The following is a 15,261-nucleotide window of genomic DNA, read 5'->3' as shown; positions in this document are numbered from 1 at the left end:
AGGGCGCGGCGGCTGATGCGCGCTTTCTGGCCCGGACCCCTGACGCTGGTGCTGAGGGCGCGGGACGTCGTTCCCCTGGAGGCACGGGGAGGGCTCTCGACGGTCGCCCTGCGAATGCCGAGCCATCCGGTAGCCTCCGCGCTGATCGACGCTGCGGGTTTTCCCCTGGCGGCACCGAGCGCCAACGTCAGCGGGCGCCCCAGCCCTACGGATGCGGAAACGGTGTGGGCGGACCTGCAGGGGAGAATCGAGATGATCCTTGACGGTGGCCTCGTTTCCGTCGGCATCGAGTCCACGGTGATCGACGTCAGCGAGGAGCTTCCGCTCCTTCTGCGGCCGGGAGGGATGCCGGCGGAGGAAATCGAGGACTTCCTGGGCGAGCCTCTGAGGCATCCGGACGGCCGGAGCAGCCGGCGCTCTCCGGGGACGCGGTATCGCCATTACGCCCCAACGATCCCGGTGAGGGTCTGGCATCCGGAGGCCCCCTTTGAAGCGACCGGAATGGAGCTGGAACGGTGGGGCTTCATGGGGCTTACCGTCCCCCCGGCGCACTTCGGGAGGGCCCTGTGCTTTGAGTCGGTCGAGAACTATGCGCGGGGGCTCTTTTCCGGATTTCGTGCCCTCGAAGCGGAGGGGCTGTTGGGGATCGTCGCGGAGTGGCCGCCCGCCTCGGGGGTGGGGCTGGGCCTGCGGGATCGGATCCGCCGCGCGGAACAGGCGTGACCGTTCGGGTAATAAAGCCCTTGCGCTTTCTTCGTTTTCGTTTAAAGTTTTGGCGGAACGCCGTCAGGGGGCCATGGTGAGCGGCTCAGCCGGAGGACGGGAGATCTCTGCCCTGGAGGAATGATTGATGCGTTGGACTATTTTTGCTCTATCCATTGGAGCGGCGGTTACATCCATTGTTCACGGAGTTTTTATACTTTTGAGTTCGCTGTCGGGCGTGCCCTCGACGGACGTTCTCCCCATCTGGCGGGCCTCCATGCCCCTCGCCTCCGTCGTCCCCGCGATGATTGGGGGCCTCCTGGCGTTCAACAGGAGCCGATGGGGTGCCGTCTTCTTCGCCTTGGGGACGGCCCTCTGCTCCTTTGCCCCCAGAGAGATATGGGCCTATGGCGGGATTTACCTCTTCTGTGCCCTTCTTTGCTTCTTCCTGCGTTCCAGTCCCGACCGATACGACTATGACTACGACTACGACGACGCCGAGGATTACGAAGGCGAGGACGAGGAAGCGGAAGACGAGGAGGACGAACGGGATTACGAAGCGGCTTTTGAGCGCAGCCGCCTCCGTGGAGCAAAGCATGAGGCGAAGCCCGCCGCCTCGATAGAGCCGACCGGAAAAGAGGGCCATAAGGTCAGGAGGCGGACCTCCAAGACCTGCCCCACCTGTGGAGCGACCGTGGCCATTGAGCACCGTTTCTGCCCCAACTGCGGGGCGAGCCTCCATATTCCGGTCCAGGTCCAGGAACATCGGGAGGAAACGGTCGTCCCGGAATCCGACCTGACGATGGAAGCGGAGCCCGTCGAGAAGGTCCAGGCTGTGTCGCCGTCCGAGGCGGCTGGGCCGGAAGAGCCTGATCTTGAGGCCGAACGCGCCGCGCCGGAGGCCGGTGGCCTACGCACAGCTTCTCGACCGCTTGCCGTGGACAGGAGCGAAAGAGACGAATACGAGGATGAGGAAGCCCCTCTGTACGAGCAGGTAGAACCTCTCCCGCCCCACAAGGTGATCGTTCGTCCCATCCGGGAGGAGTCGGGCCTTCCGCGCCGCCCCATCGACCTCGACGTTGAGCCCGACGTCGCCTACCACGAGTTCTCGCAGTACGCGCGGCGCCGTAAGAGGCGCCGCAGCTCCGCCGGCCGACGGGTGCTGGGCTTCCTGCTGCTCATGTTCATCGTGGGTGGTACCCTGTGGTTCCTGCTGGGACTCCGGAAGCTTCCCCCGGACGACCTGCCCCCCCTTGTCCAGCCCAACCTCATCATCGAGAGCGAGAAAAAATCGGAGGACATCCCCGTGGTGCAGCCCGTCACCCCCGCTAGGGACCTGACGAGCATCCTGTCTTCCTTCTCTCCAGACCTCTCTCTGAAACGCGGCATCACGACGGGCACGGACGTGAACCTGAGGGAGGATCATTCGACCTCCTCCAAGTCCCTGACGCGCCTTTCGGTGAACACGGTCGTGTCCATAACGGGTACCTGGGAGGGGCAGGCGGGAAAGTTTAAGGGGACGTGGTACCGAATTCGTTCCAACGAGAGGGAGGGGTGGATCTTTGGCCGATACCTTCAGCCGCTGGGCGAACCGCTGCCCACGGGGTATGCCGCAGCCTTCATCATGGCCTTTGGCGGAGATCGCGCCGCCCTGACGCAAAAGCTGGGACAGCCCACCAAGAACACGGACGCCGTCATGGAGTGGGCCGGAGTGAGCGCCGGTTTTTCGGGCGATGAGGTCACGCATCTGAAGGTTTCGACAAAGCGCGACCTGCCCAATAAGCTGAGGGTCGGTATGTCGCAGGAGGCGCTCTTTAAGGCCATGGGGTACCCCACGTCCCTATCTCAGCGGCAGATTCAGTACCGCGAGGGAGGAAAGGCATCCCTGACCTTCCAATTGGGCAAGGACGGACTAGTACAGAGTATCGCGGTGGATACCGATCGATAGATACGCGTCAACGCGAACGAAAAGAGGGGGCTAGGCCCCCTCTTTTCGTATGTGCACGCTCCGATGCGGAGTCTGATTGATTGGCCGAAGGGCGGTGCGCTGCCCGTTAGCCGTTAATCGGACGTCTGGGCGGCAAGCGCCTTTAGACCGTCCTCGAGGAACTGGAGAGGACGATACCCGAGGATGCGGGCGGCTCGTTCGATGGAGGCCGAGGAGTGGCGGATGTCGCCCTCCCGTGCCGGCTCTTGGACCGGCTGGACGGTACGGTCGGGCGCGAAGTTGGCAGCGATGAGCGACAGGAGCTCGTTCAGGGTGACGCTTTTCCCGCAGGCGACGTTGAACACGCCGCCTGTTGCGTCCGGGGCATCGGTCAGGGCTGCCAGCAGGTTGGCCAGGACCACGTTGTAGACGGGGCAGAAGTCCCGCGTCGCCGTCCCGTCCCCGTAGAGGACGGGAGATTCGCCCTTTCGGACAGCATCGATCCAGCGCGGGATGACGGGGGCGTAGGCCCCTTCGGGGTCCTGCCTTGGCCCGAAGACGTTGAAATAGCGAAGGCCGATGCAGTCAACGTGATAGAGGCGGGTCCACAGGTTGGCGTAAAGCTCGTTTACGGCCTTGGTCAGCGCGTAAGGGGAAAGGCAGGCCCCCGTTTCCGCTTCGATCTGGGGGAGGCGTTGAGCGTCCCCGTAGACGGCGCTGGATGAGGCGTAGACCACCCGGCGCGCGCCTCCCTTTCGCGCGGCCTCAAGGACGTTGACGAAACCCTCGGCGTTGACGCGGCTGAACCGCGCTGGGGCCTCTATGGAGCCCGGCACGGACGCCAGGGCCGCGTGGTGGAGGACGAAGTCGGCCCCCTCGGCCGCCTCCAGACACTGTTCGGGGTCGGTGATGGTTCCCTCGATAAAGCGAAGGCGGGCGCCAGAGTCAGGGCCGGCCGCCTCGACGGCGAGCTCAAGGTTTTGCTGACGCCCCGCGCTGAGGTCGTCCAATGCGGTGACCCTCTGTCCCATGGAGAGCAGGGCCTCCACAAGGTGTGAACCGATAAAACCAGCCGCCCCCGTGACCAACCAGCAGTGCTCTTTCCCCTGGAGCGCGGGGAACATCGGGTGAAGCGTTCGATACTGCGACATCGGCTTCTCGCTCAATGACGCCATCTCCTTTTCATCTGTTGTCCTTCCCGGTCGCCACGTCCAGCATCGCGACGTTCCACGTCCCGCTGAGGGACAAGGCGGAGTAGTAGATGCGGCGCCGTCCGTTGCCCAGGGGCACCAGCGAGGAGCGGTAAACCCTCTTTCCCTCAAAGTGGTACGCGGGAGTGAAGGGTTTCCCTTCGACCTTCCATGAAAGCCCGTCGCCGCTTCCGAGGAAGAGCTCTGCCTCGTAGCCACGTTCGGCCGCCGTCGTCAGGAGGATGCGGAGGACCCCCTTGTCATCGGCCACGTCGAGGTGCCATGGGGCGTTCAGGGGGAACGGCGCGCTGACCGCGGTGCGCACCGGATCGCCCCAATGGCGCCCGTCGGGCCCTGAGCGCCGAACGATGAAGCGCTCTCCGCCCTCGCAGTCCACCGTCCAGAGCGCGTACTCCCCGTTCAGGAAAAGCGCGCTTGGCGAGAGAAACTTACGGTCCAGCCCCGTGGGGCGCCTTTCCTCCAAGACCGCCTCGGGCGGCGTCCAGTGGACCCCGTCACGGGAGGTCATCAACAGGATTCGATTCTCCGTTTCCGAGCTGAAGACCGCCGTCCAGCGATAATAGTACAGCAGCTCGCCGTCCTTCGCCAGGAGGAGCGAGGGGTCCGAGTGGAACTCCGCGCGGGCTCCGTTCCGTGGCCTGAGCGGGACGCGGGCCAGGGGAGGGTGCAGCCCTTCCGGGACCGTCCACTGGATGCCGTCGTAGGAAACGCAGAACTCCGGGTTCTCGTGGTAGTCGGTCCCAAGGGGATAGGGCGTCATGGCCATGAGCCACGTCCAGCCTCCGGCCCCCCAGCCCTGGGGGACGTGGAGGACGTCGGGATGCGTGGCCTCGCCGGACCCGTCGGAGGTCGGCAGGTTCAGGAGGATGGGGGAGTGATCCGGAACGGCCCCGTTCAGGCGAGCGAAGGGAGAGCGGAAGGCCCGTTGAGGATTCCGCTCCATGACCCACGACCGAAGCGCCGGAACGCAGAGGCCCACGCGGCGCAGGCCCTTCTCTGCCTCGCGGACGAGGCCGTAGAGCATCTGTCCCGGACTTTTCCCCTTAAGGCTCAGGGCCAGCAGGACGAGCGCCGGCAGCGAGCAGAGCGCCGTCACGGTCAGCCTCATCGGATCGAGAGCTCCTCCCGCATCCTTTGGAACGCGGCAAGGGCCTGCTGCGGCCCGATGTCCGCGAGGCAATCCTTGGGGCAGTCGTAGTTGCGGCAGCCGGCGAGAGGGCAGGTGACGCGGACCTCCCGAAACCAGGGCATACGGAAGCCCATCTCCCAGGCGTCGGTGACGCCGAAGAAGCCTAGCGTCGGCGTCCCGACGAGGGCGGCCAGGTGGAGGGGGCCCGTGTCGTTGCCGACGGCGGCGGTGCAGGACTGCGCCAGGGCCGCCATGAGGGAGAAGTCCGCCCTTCCCACGAGGTTCAACACGAGGGGGCTTGCGAGCGCTCCGGCGATCTCCTGAGCCGTCCGCATCTCCCTCTCGCCGTGGCCGTTCAGGACGACGCCCCACCCCTGGCCGACGAGGGGACGAAGGAAGTCGATCCAGTGAGGGATGGGCCAGAACTTCTGGGGCTTGCTGGCGCCGATGATGCAGAGGAGGCGCCGCGGGGGCAGGGGCTTCAGCATGGCCTGCGCCTCGGCCCTGTCGCTTTCCGTCGTGAAGATGGCCGGTTCGAGGCGGCTGGTGAAGTCCACGCCCAGCGCGTCCAGGTACTCCCAGTGCGTCGTGGTGTAGGCGAACTGAAGTCCGCTGTTGTACCCCAGCCGGATGGGGGCCTTGCTGAGGAGGGCGGTGAGGGCGGCGGCGGCGCCTCGGTGCTGGCTGACCAGCCACTGGTATCGGCCGCGTATCCGGCGGATGACGGAGAAAAAGCTCCAGGGGCGCTTGAGGTCCCAGAAGAGGAGGTCGTCGATGTACGGCTGCCCGCCGAGGATGCCGCCGTATTCCTTCTGCGTAAGGAACGTCAGCCGCGTTCCGGGAAAGGCCTTCTTGAAGGCCCGCGCGCCGGCGGCGCACTGCAGCACGTCCCCGAAGGCGCTGAAGCGAATCCACAACACCCTGTCCCCGTCCTTTGGACGAACGATGCTCATGTTGCCCTACCTCTCTCCGCTCTTTTGCAATTTGCCGTCGCCCTGCGCCGCCTCGAGGATGAGGTCGCGCCACAGAGCGGCGGACCTGGCCACGGAAAAGCGTTCGGCGGCCTGGATCAGGTCCGCGTGAGGCAGGGGATCGAGGAGCGCGTCCCGCATCGCGCGCGCAAGCGCCGAAACGTCGCCCACGGGGACCAGACGTCCCCAGCGGCCGCCCTCCAGGACCTCCCGCGGTCCGCTTCGACAATCCGTGGCGACGACGTTGGTTCCGCATGCCATGGCCTCCGCCAGGACGCTGCCGAACCCCTCGCAACGGGAGGAAAGCACCAGCGCAGAAGCCCGCGCCATCCATGCGTAGGGATTCGTCTGACGCCCCGCAAAGCACACGCAGTCCTCCAGGCCGAGCGTCGCGGTCAACGCCTCAAGGCGTCCCCTCTCTGGACCCTCTCCAAGGAGGACGAGGCGCGCTGCGAGGCCGGCCTCCTCCCGGAAGATTTGGAAGGCCCGCAGCAGATCGTCGTAGGCCTTCAGGGCCACCAGACGGCCCACGGCCAGCAGCACGGGGACCTCCTCTCCTAGCCACGGGTGGTCCACCGGAGCCTTCGCCTGTTCCGGCATGGAGGGGTCCACGATAGGGTTGTAGATGACGCGTGCCTTCTCGGCGGGGACGATGCCAAGGGCCGTCAGGTCCTCCGCGACGCCCTGCGACACGCAGACGACGTAACGGGCCTTACGATAGAGCGATCGGGCGCGGAGCCTCCGCCGCAGGCGGGAGAGCGTCGATCCGCCCGCTATGCGCTGACTGAGCGTGCTGTGCTCCGAGGCGACGAGGGAGAAGGAGAAGCCCCACAGCGCCTTTGCCCACGCGGCCAGCAGGTTGGTCATGTGTCCGAAGGAGAGGACGACGTCCGGCCGAGCCGCCCTCAGGGCTCGGCCCAGTTTGGAGGTAGGGAGGAGCAGGGCAAGGGGCTGGCTGGTGCAGCCGAGTTCATGAACCTCGATGTGTTGCGGAAGGAGGCTGCGAAGGGCCCCACCCCGACGGAGGACGAGGCAGGTGGGGCGGACTCCCAGGTCGGAAAGCCCTTTGGCGAGGTTCACCGCGACGCGCTGAAGCCCGCCGATCTCCAGGTCGGGGCAGAGGAGGAGGACCCTGGGAAATGCCGCTCGTTCTGGAACGTCAGCTTCTTTTTGCCTTGACGCCGCCACGGTCGATGCTCGTGATCTTCAATCGGCGCGTGCCGCGGGGGATCTTGACGTGGACCTCGTCGCCGATGGCGTGTCCGAGGATCGCCTGGCCGACGGGGCTCTTCTGGGAGATGCGCTGAACCGCTGAAGCGCTTTCCTTGTTGGAACTGGAGAGCTCCTCGGAGCCCACCAGGGTGTAGGTATAGTCCTTCTTCGAGTCGAGGTCCCGAAGCGAAACCGTCAGGCCGATGCCCACCCGATTCGTGTCCAGGTTGGCCTCGTCGACGACGTTGACCTTGGAGAGCATCACCTCCAGCTCCATGATGCGCCCCTCGACCCTGCTCTGCTCGTCCTTGGCTGCGGCGTACTCCGCGTTCTCGCTGAGGTCGCCGAAGGCGCGGGCCTCCTCAAGCTGACGGGCGACCTCCAGCCGACGGACCGTCCGAAGGTTCGTCAGCTCGGCCGTCATGCTCTCAAAACCGCTCCGCGTCACCACCGATTGATTGTCGTTCTTCCTGCTCACCACTTGAAGCCTCCTGAAAAGCTCTGTCTTCACGATCCGGTCCAGTTCCGCCGAAATCATTGGCTGGGGCGTATTTTAACATATTTTTGCCCTTCCTGGCGACGGGCCTTGAGCGCGCGCAGGGCGGGGATGGACGTTTTGGATCGCCCCCTTGTCGCGCTCCGCCCTTTGCCCCATGGCGTTCGGCTCCATGGTTTGATAGAATAAACTCAGCGTAAGGAGCGCGTGGGGCTCTGTCCCCCGCCTTCGTGGCCTGGGGGATATTCAAACGTCCTTGGGTCACCGGCTTTAAAACGTCGAATTTTTAAAAGGGGAGATTGCAATGTCGCAGGAGTTTACCAGGGGTCTTTCCTACTCGGTCGCAGACTCGCGCGTCGACCTGGTCAACGCACTTTTCCGTCGCGTCTATCAGTGGATGGCGATCGGGCTGATCCTGACGGCCGTCACCGCCTACGGGGTCGCGTCCAACGGGACCCTGATGAGGATGTTCTACGGCTCGGCGATGCCGCTCTTCGTCGTCGCCATCGCCACGGTGGGCCTTGTGTTTGCGTTGAGTTCGGGGATCCGGCGCATCTCAGCCGGAGCCGCCTCGGCCCTGTTCGTGATCTACAGCGTGTTGAACGGCCTGCTCTGTTCGGGAGTGCTCCTGCTCTACGCGCAGGAGTCCGTGTACTCCGCCTTCTTCTCCACGGCAGGGATGTTCGCCGTCATGAGCGTCTACGGGCTTTACACCCGGCGCGACCTGACGTCGCTCGGCAGCTTTCTGTACATGGGGCTCATCGGGCTCATCATCTCCGGCCTCGTCAACCTGTTTGTCCGGTCCACCATGGTGGAGTTCGTGACCAGCATCGTCGGCGTCGTCGTCTTTCTTGGGTTGACCGCCTATGACACGCAGACGATCCGCCGGATGGGGGATGAGATCGAGGACGGAGAGGACGGCGTGACGATCCGCAAGGCGGCCGTTCTGGGCGCCCTTTCGCTCTACCTCGACTTCATCAACATCTTCCTCTACCTCCTGCGCCTCTTTGGAAAGCGCCGCTGACGGTCGGCCGATATCCTTGGCAAGAAACTGATCTTTAGGTTAAAATAAGCAGGGAGTCCCCGTCACGGCGAGACGGGGACTCCCTGCTTTATGAGGGCAGGTGACTTTTCGGCCGTTTGATGCCGCCTTTGTTGCCATCAGTGGCTGAAGTGATGGAGCGGGCGCCGAGGGTGCAGGTATAATTCAGGGGCGCCGTAGGGCTGACAGGGCCAAAATGACGCCTACTCCGCCGCAGCTTTCAGCGAGCATGGAACTTTATCCCCCGCCAAGCAGGGGGGCATTTCGGTAAAACCTTGAGGAGGGAACAGCATGAGTGACAGAAAGCTGGAGTTCTACGGTGGAGGATGGATGGCGTTTTTACCGTTTGTGATCTTTCTCTCTCTGATCCTTTTGACGACGTTCTTCTGGGGGTCCATCTCCGATGGGGCCCTCTGGGTTCCGGCGTTTCTGGCGTTGATCGTCACCTTCTTTTTCTCCAAGGATAAGGTACATTACGCGGATGTGGTTATCTCCGGCATCGCCAGCAAGGAGGCGATCACGCCGGTGATCTGCTGGCTGTGGGCGGGCGTGTTCTCCCGGTTGCTGCGCGTTTCCGGACTTGCGGCGGCCATTGCCGGCTACGCCGCAGGGCTTGGCGTAGGGAGCACGGCGTTCCTCATCATCACTTTCCTGGCGTCCTGCCTGTTTGCCACGGCGAGCGGTACCGGCTTTGGCACCATCGCGGCGGCCATGGGGGTCCTGTACCCGGCGGGCGTCGAGTTGGGGTGCCATCCCGCCCTGCTGGCTGGGCTCATCATATCGGGTGCCGCCTTCGGCGACAACCTGGCCCCCGTTTCGGACACCACCATCTGCTCCGCCACCTCTCAGGGGGTGGATGTGCCCGGCGTCGTTCGCTCCCGGTTCAAGTACTCTTTCGTCGCAGCCTGCATTACCATCGCGATAGCCGTCTTTCTCGCTACGAAACTGGACACGGCGGCCTCCGCGGTCAGCACGGATTTCTCCTATGACCCCAGGGCCTTCTGGATGCTTGTGGCGGTGCTTCTGACGCTTGTTCTGGCCATGAAGACGGGGGATATCATCATCGCAACGACGATAGGCATTGTGGTCGCTGCGGTGATTGGCGTTGCCGCCGGCCAGTTCGATCTCCTGCAGGTCGACGCCGCCAATCCTGCGAAAACTGCCCTGATCGCGGTTCACGGTGAGGGGCTGGACCGGACGGTGGATGGCATCTTCTACATGGGCCTGGCCAGCATGCTTCAGGTCTGTATCCTGGCGCTGCTCCTCTTTGGCTCCATCGCCATCATGCGCGCCGGCGGTGGGGACAAGAAACTCCTGAACGCCCTTGGCGCGGTGGCCTCCACCGCCTGTGGTGCGGAGGTCGTGATCTCCCTGATGGTCATTATCCTGTCGGCGGTGATGGGGCTGAACGCCCCTGCCATCCTGGCGGTTGGCGCTTCCTTCGCTAAACCGCTGTCGGAGAAGTACGGCTTCACGGGGTATCGGGCGGCTAACCTGCTGGATGCACAGTCCAACACGCTCGTTTACTCCATGCCCTGGACCCCTGCCGTGATCTACACCATCAGCTTTGCGGCGGGGACGAAGGCTCCCCTGGCGGCCATTCAGGTTACGCCGTTCGTCGTTTACGGCTACGTGCTCATGTTCGTGATGTTTGCCTCGATTTTCCTGGGGATTGGCCGGGACGATGGTCGTGAGATACTGAAGAAGAAGGGCCCGCAGGGGGAGTGATTGAAGTTACGGGGGGCGGATGTGCCGGCGTCGGCCCCTGCTCGTGTCCGAACGGGACAATGTGTGGAGAACGCAGATCCGCCTGGAAGCGGCGGATAATTATCGATACATAAATAAATTTACGGAGGCAATGCGCATTCATGGCAGAGAAAACTGCAAGGCCGCGTCGAAGGCCCAAGGCATCCGGCGTCGGGAAGGGCAAGGAGCACCTGAGCTTCATCCCCCTGGGAGGGCTCGGCGAGATTGGAAAGAACATGTACGTGGTGGAGTACGGGGACGACATGATCGTCATCGACAGCGGGCTGATGTTCCCCGACCAGGAGCTTCCCGGCATCGACTACATCGTGCCCGACATCTCCTACCTTGAGGCCAATCGCGAGAAGGTCCTGGCCATCCTCATCACCCATGGGCACGAGGATCACACGGGAGGACTTCCCTACGTCCTGCCGCGGCTGAACGTCCCGCTCTACGGCACCAGGCTGACGCTAGGGTTGATCAAGAACAAGCTGCAGGAGGACCTGCCCAACTTCCGGCCGAAATTCAACGAGGTCAAGGCAGGCGATGTCGTCCAGATCGGTCCCTTCAAGATTCGCTTCATCGCCGTTGCGCACTCCATCCCGGACGGCGTGGCCCTGTCCATCGAAACGCCGCTGGGCCGCATCGTCCACACGGGGGACTTCAAGCTGGACTCTACCCCCATCGACGGGCGCATAACGGACTACGGCGCGTTCGCCGAGGAGGGGGACAAGGGGGTGCTCCTCCTGACGTCGGATTCCACGAACGCTGAGCGCAAGGGATTCACCCCCTCCGAACGCATCATCAGCGGCACCCTGGACCAGCTCTACCGCAATTACAGGTCGCGGCGTATCATCATCTCCTCCTTCGCCAGCAACGTCCACCGCGTTCAGCAGGTTGTGGACGTCGCCATGCGTTTCAACCGCAAGATCGCCTTCCTGGGCCGCAGCATGGTCCGCAACGTGGAGCTGGCCCGGGAGCTGGGATACCTCAAGCTGGACCAGAAGATGATCGTCCCCGTCGAGGACATCGGCAGGGTGCCGGACAACCAGCTGGTCATCATGACGACGGGCAGCCAGGGGGAGCCCTTCTCCGGCCTCGTGATGATGAGCCGCGGGGAACACCGCATGGTCACCCTCGGAAGCCACGATGCCGTGTTCCTCTTGGCGTCCGTCATACCGGGCAACGAGAAGCTGGTCAACAACACGATCAACCGCCTGTTCGCGCTGGGGTGCGAGGTGGTCTACGAGCCGGGCAGGCAGACTCACGTTTCCGGCCACGCCTCTTCGGAGGAGCTGAAGATCGTCCTGAACCTGGTGCGCCCCAGCTATTTCGTTCCGGTCCACGGGGAATACCGCCATCTGGTGCGCCACTCCCAGCTGGCGCAGGAGGTGGGGGTCCCCCCCCGGAACGTCTTCATCATGGCGAACGGCGACGTGCTCACCTTCACGAAGGGAGTCCAGCCGAAGCTGAAGGGGCACGTGCAGTCCGGCGCCGTCCTGATCGACGGAAATGCGGTGGGCGGGATGAAGAGCGACGTCGTGCGGGAGCGCCGGGACCTGGCCGAGGACGGCGTGATGGTGGTCGCTGCGACCCTCGGCGAAAAGGGGGCGCTGGCGGCCCCCCTGGCGATCGAAACGCAGGGCGTCTTCATCTCCGACGACCACAAGCGGGTGTTCGAGGAAGTCCGGGCCGCCGCCGAACGCGGCATCAAGGAGCTTGCGGGCAGTCGCTCCGTCGATCGTGAGGCCGTCGCGAAGGTCATCCGCAGCCGGGTCCGCGACGTCCTGCGGCGCCGAAACTACTCCTACGCCGTAGTCCTGCCCGTCATCTCCGTGATCGGAGAGGACCGTGGCGTGGACGATACCTGGATGGAGAAGGACTTTTTCTAAGGGAATGCAGCGCGCCCGGTTGGCGGGCGGTTCGGCGGATTCTTTCCCCGGTTTGACGTTTGAGGTGATGCAGCGGTGGCTTTTAACGTGGAAACCCTTGTATTGGGCGCCGTGCAGGGGCTCTGTGAGTTCCTGCCCATCAGCAGTTCCGGGCACCTCGCCCTGTTTCAGATGTTCTTTGGCCTTGACCAGGGAGGGCTCCTGTCCTTCGACGTCCTCCTGCACTGCGCCACCATGTTGGCCGTCCTCGTCTTCTTTTGGAAGGACGTCACAACGATCGCCGGGCAGTGGCTGCGGGGGCTCCTCTTCAGCTCGGAACGGGACCGGGAGGGGTGGAGGATGGGCTGGTTCATCCTGCTGTCCTCGGCAGTTACCGCCCTGGTGGGGCTGCCGCTCAAGGGGACGGTGGAACGGGCCATGACCTCGCCCCTTGCCGTGGGCGGCGGGCTGCTCCTGACCGGGACGATCCTCGCCCTGACGCCCCTCTTCGCGGACCGGCAGGGGAAGCTTAGCGCTGCTGCGGCCGTCGTCGTCGGCCTGGCTCAGGGCGCGGCCGTCCTGCCGGGGATATCCCGCTCCGGCGCGACGATCGCGGCGGGGCTTTTGATGGGGCTTGCCGTCGGCGAGGCCTTTCGGTTCTCCTTCCTGATCTCCATCCCCGCGGTCTTGGGGGCGACGCTCCTGGAGCTCCTGAATATCCATCGCGCCGGGACAGTCGCCGCGCTTCCGGAGGGCTGGGCCTGGGCGGCCGCGGTGGCCTTTGTCCTGGGATGGCTCTCGCTTCGCCTCCTGCGCTGCCTGGTCTTGTCCGGGCGGTGGGCGTATTTCGGGTTTTACTGCCTGCTGGTCGGGTCGGCCGCCATCCTCGTGGCCCTGGACCTCTTTTAGGGATGGGCTTTATGACGGAGCGACCTGTTGCCGTGCCTCAGAGCGAGGGACCCCTGCGCGTGCGGCTGGCTTCCAGCAGCCCCCGCCGTCGGGCCCTGTTGACCGACCTCGGATGGGACCTTGAGGTCCTTTCGCCGGACGTGGACGAGTCCCGCCGCCCGGGAGAAGGACCGGCGGAACTCTGTGAGCGCCTTGCCCGCCTCAAGGCCACGGCCTGCGCTGCGGACGACGACCTCCCCGTCGTCGCTGCGGACACCGTCGTCGCAATCGACGGTCTGGTGCTGGGCAAGCCGGCGGATCGCCACGGGGCCTGCGCGATGCTTCGAAGGCTTCAGGGACGGACCCACGAGGTGATGACCGGGCTTGCCGTCTTCTGGCGAGGACGGCTTCTCTCCTGCGTGGAGCGGACCTCCGTCACCTTTCGCCCCCTGAGTGAGGAGGCCGTCTGTGCCTATGCCGCCTCGGGCGAAGGTGACGACAAAGCGGGGGCCTACGCGATACAGGGGCTTGGGGGGCTTTTAGTCTCCGGGATTCGGGGGGACTACTTCAACGTCGTGGGGCTTCCCCTCTGTCGCCTTGGGCAGATGATGGAGTCCCTCGGCTTTTGTCTGAACGGGATGCTTGTGGGGTCCCGGTCCGACGTTTGCGTGGAAAAACGCTCTCCGGTTTCCGAGGGCGAAGTGGAGGTTTGAACATGTTTCGTCGTTGTTTCTTGTGGTTGACGCTCCTGCTTGCTGCGGCTTGTGCCCTCCCCGGCCTGCTGCCGCGATGGCGCGCCGAGAGCGCGAACCGGACGGTGGCGATCGTCACCGATTTTCGGTCGATCCTGCCCCTGGCGCGCAGCGCGGGGCTCTCGACCTCCGAGGCCCTGAGCCGGCTTAAGGGGAAAGGGTTGAGCGGGCTCATGGTGAGTGAGCTGACGGGAGAGGACCTGGAGAACGGGATCGGCCCGGCGGTGATGCTGAGCCTGAGGAAAGGCGCTGGGGAGGGGCAGGGGACGCTGCTCTCCATCATGCCGGAGAGCCCGCACGCCGAACGCCTGTCGCAATGGCTGCGCATCCGCCTTATGGCGTCGGCTGACGCGCTCTCCGCGGGGCCGGTGACCCTGCCGATCCCCGTTAACATGATGAAAAACGTCGGCGTCATCCCGGACGTCGAGGGACTCGAGGCGGCAAAGGCGGCAGAGCTCCCCGTCTTTTATCGCCCCGCTCAGACGCTCGGCTGGCTCGTGGCGAACGCGGCGGACGCACTTCGGGCGACGGCGGACGCCTATCCCATCGCCGCCTTTGCCCCGGCAGGTGAGATCGTCCCCGGCTACCCCGACGTCAGCGCCATTGCCTCCGTTTCCCGTGGGCGCGGGATTCCCGTCGCCTCCGTTGAGTTCTCCCGCCAGGTCGGGGCTGGCGCGCTCGACGCCGCGGCCTTTCCCCTCCTCCTACCCCTGCACAGCGTCACCAACGAGGAGCTGATGGCACGCAACATCACAAGCCGGGCGCTGCGCGAGCGGTTCCTTCGCGCCGCCGTGGAGCGGAGCGTCCGCCTGCTGGTGGTGCGCCCTTCCCCCCAGAACATGGGGACCTCCACCTTCGACGACGTGGTCCGGGAGGTCGCCGCACTCGCCGACGCTCTGATCTCCCATGGCTTCACCATGGGTTGGCCCCGCCCGGCGTTCGAGGGCGGATGGGAGGCCACGGCTCCCTGGCCTGCGGTCGCCCTGGCGGCCCTCCTGCTCCTGATGTCCTGGCGCCTCGCAGCCCGCATGAGCGCCTGCGCGTCGGGGCCGGTGGGGCTGCGCGCCGCGTCGCTCTTTGCCGCCTCGACCGCGATCCTGGCCCTCCTGCTGTTCAAGTTCCCTGCGGCGGCCCGCCTGGCCGGGGCCCTCGCCGCCCCCCTCGTCGTGACGGAGGCCGCTCTGACCGCGCTGGACTTCCAGGGACGCCTGCCTCTGTGGCAGAGGATTGTCGAGGCCTTCGGGATCGCTGTTGTGGGCGGATTGGTCCTGGCCGCCCTCTTCAGCGTCCCGTCCTACATGCTGCGGCTCAAGACCT

General features: G+C 65.0%; 13 protein-coding genes. 8 read left to right on the top strand and 5 right to left on the bottom strand.

All coding sequences use genetic code 11. From position 1 onward, the window contains the following. A partial coding sequence (locus Q0629_RS04145) for an L-threonylcarbamoyladenylate synthase (RefSeq protein ID WP_298779271.1) occupies window positions 1–723 on the top strand: 723 nt, incomplete at its 5' end. A gap of 199 nt (window positions 724–922) precedes the next feature. Beyond that, on the top strand, window positions 923–2,650 hold the full coding sequence (locus Q0629_RS04140; RefSeq protein ID WP_298779269.1) for an SH3 domain-containing protein: 1,728 nt from the start codon (window positions 923–925) through the stop codon (window positions 2,648–2,650). A 113-nt stretch (window positions 2,651–2,763) separates the two neighbouring features. On the opposite strand, the gene Q0629_RS04135 is transcribed toward Q0629_RS04140, so the two are convergent. From Q0629_RS04135 to greA, 5 genes are read right to left on the bottom strand one after another with little or no spacing between them, the layout of a single operon-like run. Then, entirely contained in the window at window positions 2,764–3,780 is a 1,017-nt protein-coding gene (locus Q0629_RS04135; RefSeq protein ID WP_298779267.1) for an NAD-dependent epimerase/dehydratase family protein, read from the bottom strand. Between the two features lie 31 nt (window positions 3,781–3,811). Beyond that, complete coding sequence (locus Q0629_RS04130; protein ID WP_298779265.1) at window positions 3,812–4,948, bottom strand: hypothetical protein; 1,137 nt, start codon at window positions 4,946–4,948, stop codon at window positions 3,812–3,814. After that, complete coding sequence (locus Q0629_RS04125; RefSeq protein WP_298779263.1) at window positions 4,945–5,922, bottom strand: glycosyltransferase family 9 protein; 978 nt, start codon at window positions 5,920–5,922, stop codon at window positions 4,945–4,947. Before Q0629_RS04125 ends, Q0629_RS04130 begins: the two co-directional genes overlap by 4 nt. Window positions 5,923–5,928: 6 nt before the next feature. Continuing rightward, window positions 5,929–7,128 (bottom strand): glycosyltransferase, encoded by a 1,200-nt coding sequence (locus Q0629_RS04120; RefSeq protein WP_298779261.1) that lies wholly within the window; start codon window positions 7,126–7,128, stop codon window positions 5,929–5,931. Further along, complete coding sequence (greA, locus tag Q0629_RS04115; protein ID WP_298779259.1) at window positions 7,100–7,630, bottom strand: transcription elongation factor GreA; 531 nt, start codon at window positions 7,628–7,630, stop codon at window positions 7,100–7,102. Before greA ends, Q0629_RS04120 begins: the two co-directional genes overlap by 29 nt. Before the next feature lie 322 nt (window positions 7,631–7,952). On the opposite strand from greA, the gene Q0629_RS04110 reads away from it, so the two are divergent. The 6 genes from Q0629_RS04110 to Q0629_RS04085 form a co-directional block, all read left to right on the top strand. Beyond that, a complete protein-coding gene (locus Q0629_RS04110) occupies window positions 7,953–8,672 on the top strand; it encodes a Bax inhibitor-1/YccA family protein (RefSeq protein WP_298779257.1) in 720 nt (239 codons plus the stop codon). A 309-nt stretch (window positions 8,673–8,981) separates the two neighbouring features. Further along, complete coding sequence (locus Q0629_RS04105; RefSeq protein WP_298779254.1) at window positions 8,982–10,418, top strand: Na+/H+ antiporter NhaC family protein; 1,437 nt, start codon at window positions 8,982–8,984, stop codon at window positions 10,416–10,418. A gap of 140 nt (window positions 10,419–10,558) precedes the next feature. After that, window positions 10,559–12,325 (top strand): ribonuclease J, encoded by a 1,767-nt coding sequence (locus Q0629_RS04100; protein ID WP_298779252.1) that lies wholly within the window; start codon window positions 10,559–10,561, stop codon window positions 12,323–12,325. Window positions 12,326–12,400: 75 nt separating this feature from the next. Continuing rightward, entirely contained in the window at window positions 12,401–13,213 is an 813-nt protein-coding gene (locus Q0629_RS04095) for an undecaprenyl-diphosphate phosphatase (protein WP_298779250.1), read from the top strand. An 11-nt stretch (window positions 13,214–13,224) separates the two neighbouring features. Further along, window positions 13,225–13,905, top strand: coding sequence for a Maf family protein (locus Q0629_RS04090; RefSeq protein ID WP_298779247.1), 681 nt, complete (start codon window positions 13,225–13,227; stop codon window positions 13,903–13,905). 2 nt (window positions 13,906–13,907) lie between these two features. Continuing rightward, a partial coding sequence (locus tag Q0629_RS04085; RefSeq protein WP_298779245.1) for a DUF5693 family protein occupies window positions 13,908–15,261 on the top strand: 1,354 nt, incomplete at its 3' end.

The sequence above is a fragment of the uncultured Fretibacterium sp. genome, assembly GCF_938030725.1.
In the GTDB taxonomy this organism is placed as follows: domain Bacteria; phylum Synergistota; class Synergistia; order Synergistales; family Aminobacteriaceae; genus Fretibacterium.
Note: the sequence above shows the minus strand (reverse complement) of the source record. Positions and strands in the feature narration are given on the sequence as shown.

Excerpts from the sequence above, each read along its gene's own strand:
- Q0629_RS04130 (WP_298779265.1), bottom strand. The coding sequence starts at position 4,948 with ATGAGGCTGACCGTGACGGCGCTCTGCTCGCTGCCGGCGCTCGTCCTG.
- Q0629_RS04110 (WP_298779257.1), top strand. The coding sequence starts at position 7,953 with ATGTCGCAGGAGTTTACCAGGGGTCTTTCCTACTCGGTCGCAGACTCG.
- Q0629_RS04125 (WP_298779263.1), bottom strand. The coding sequence starts at position 5,922 with ATGAGCATCGTTCGTCCAAAGGACGGGGACAGGGTGTTGTGGATTCGC.
- Q0629_RS04105 (WP_298779254.1), top strand. The coding sequence starts at position 8,982 with ATGAGTGACAGAAAGCTGGAGTTCTACGGTGGAGGATGGATGGCGTTT.
- Q0629_RS04135 (WP_298779267.1), bottom strand. The coding sequence starts at position 3,780 with ATGTCGCAGTATCGAACGCTTCACCCGATGTTCCCCGCGCTCCAGGGG.
- Q0629_RS04100 (WP_298779252.1), top strand. The coding sequence starts at position 10,559 with ATGGCAGAGAAAACTGCAAGGCCGCGTCGAAGGCCCAAGGCATCCGGC.
- Q0629_RS04090 (WP_298779247.1), top strand. The coding sequence starts at position 13,225 with ATGACGGAGCGACCTGTTGCCGTGCCTCAGAGCGAGGGACCCCTGCGC.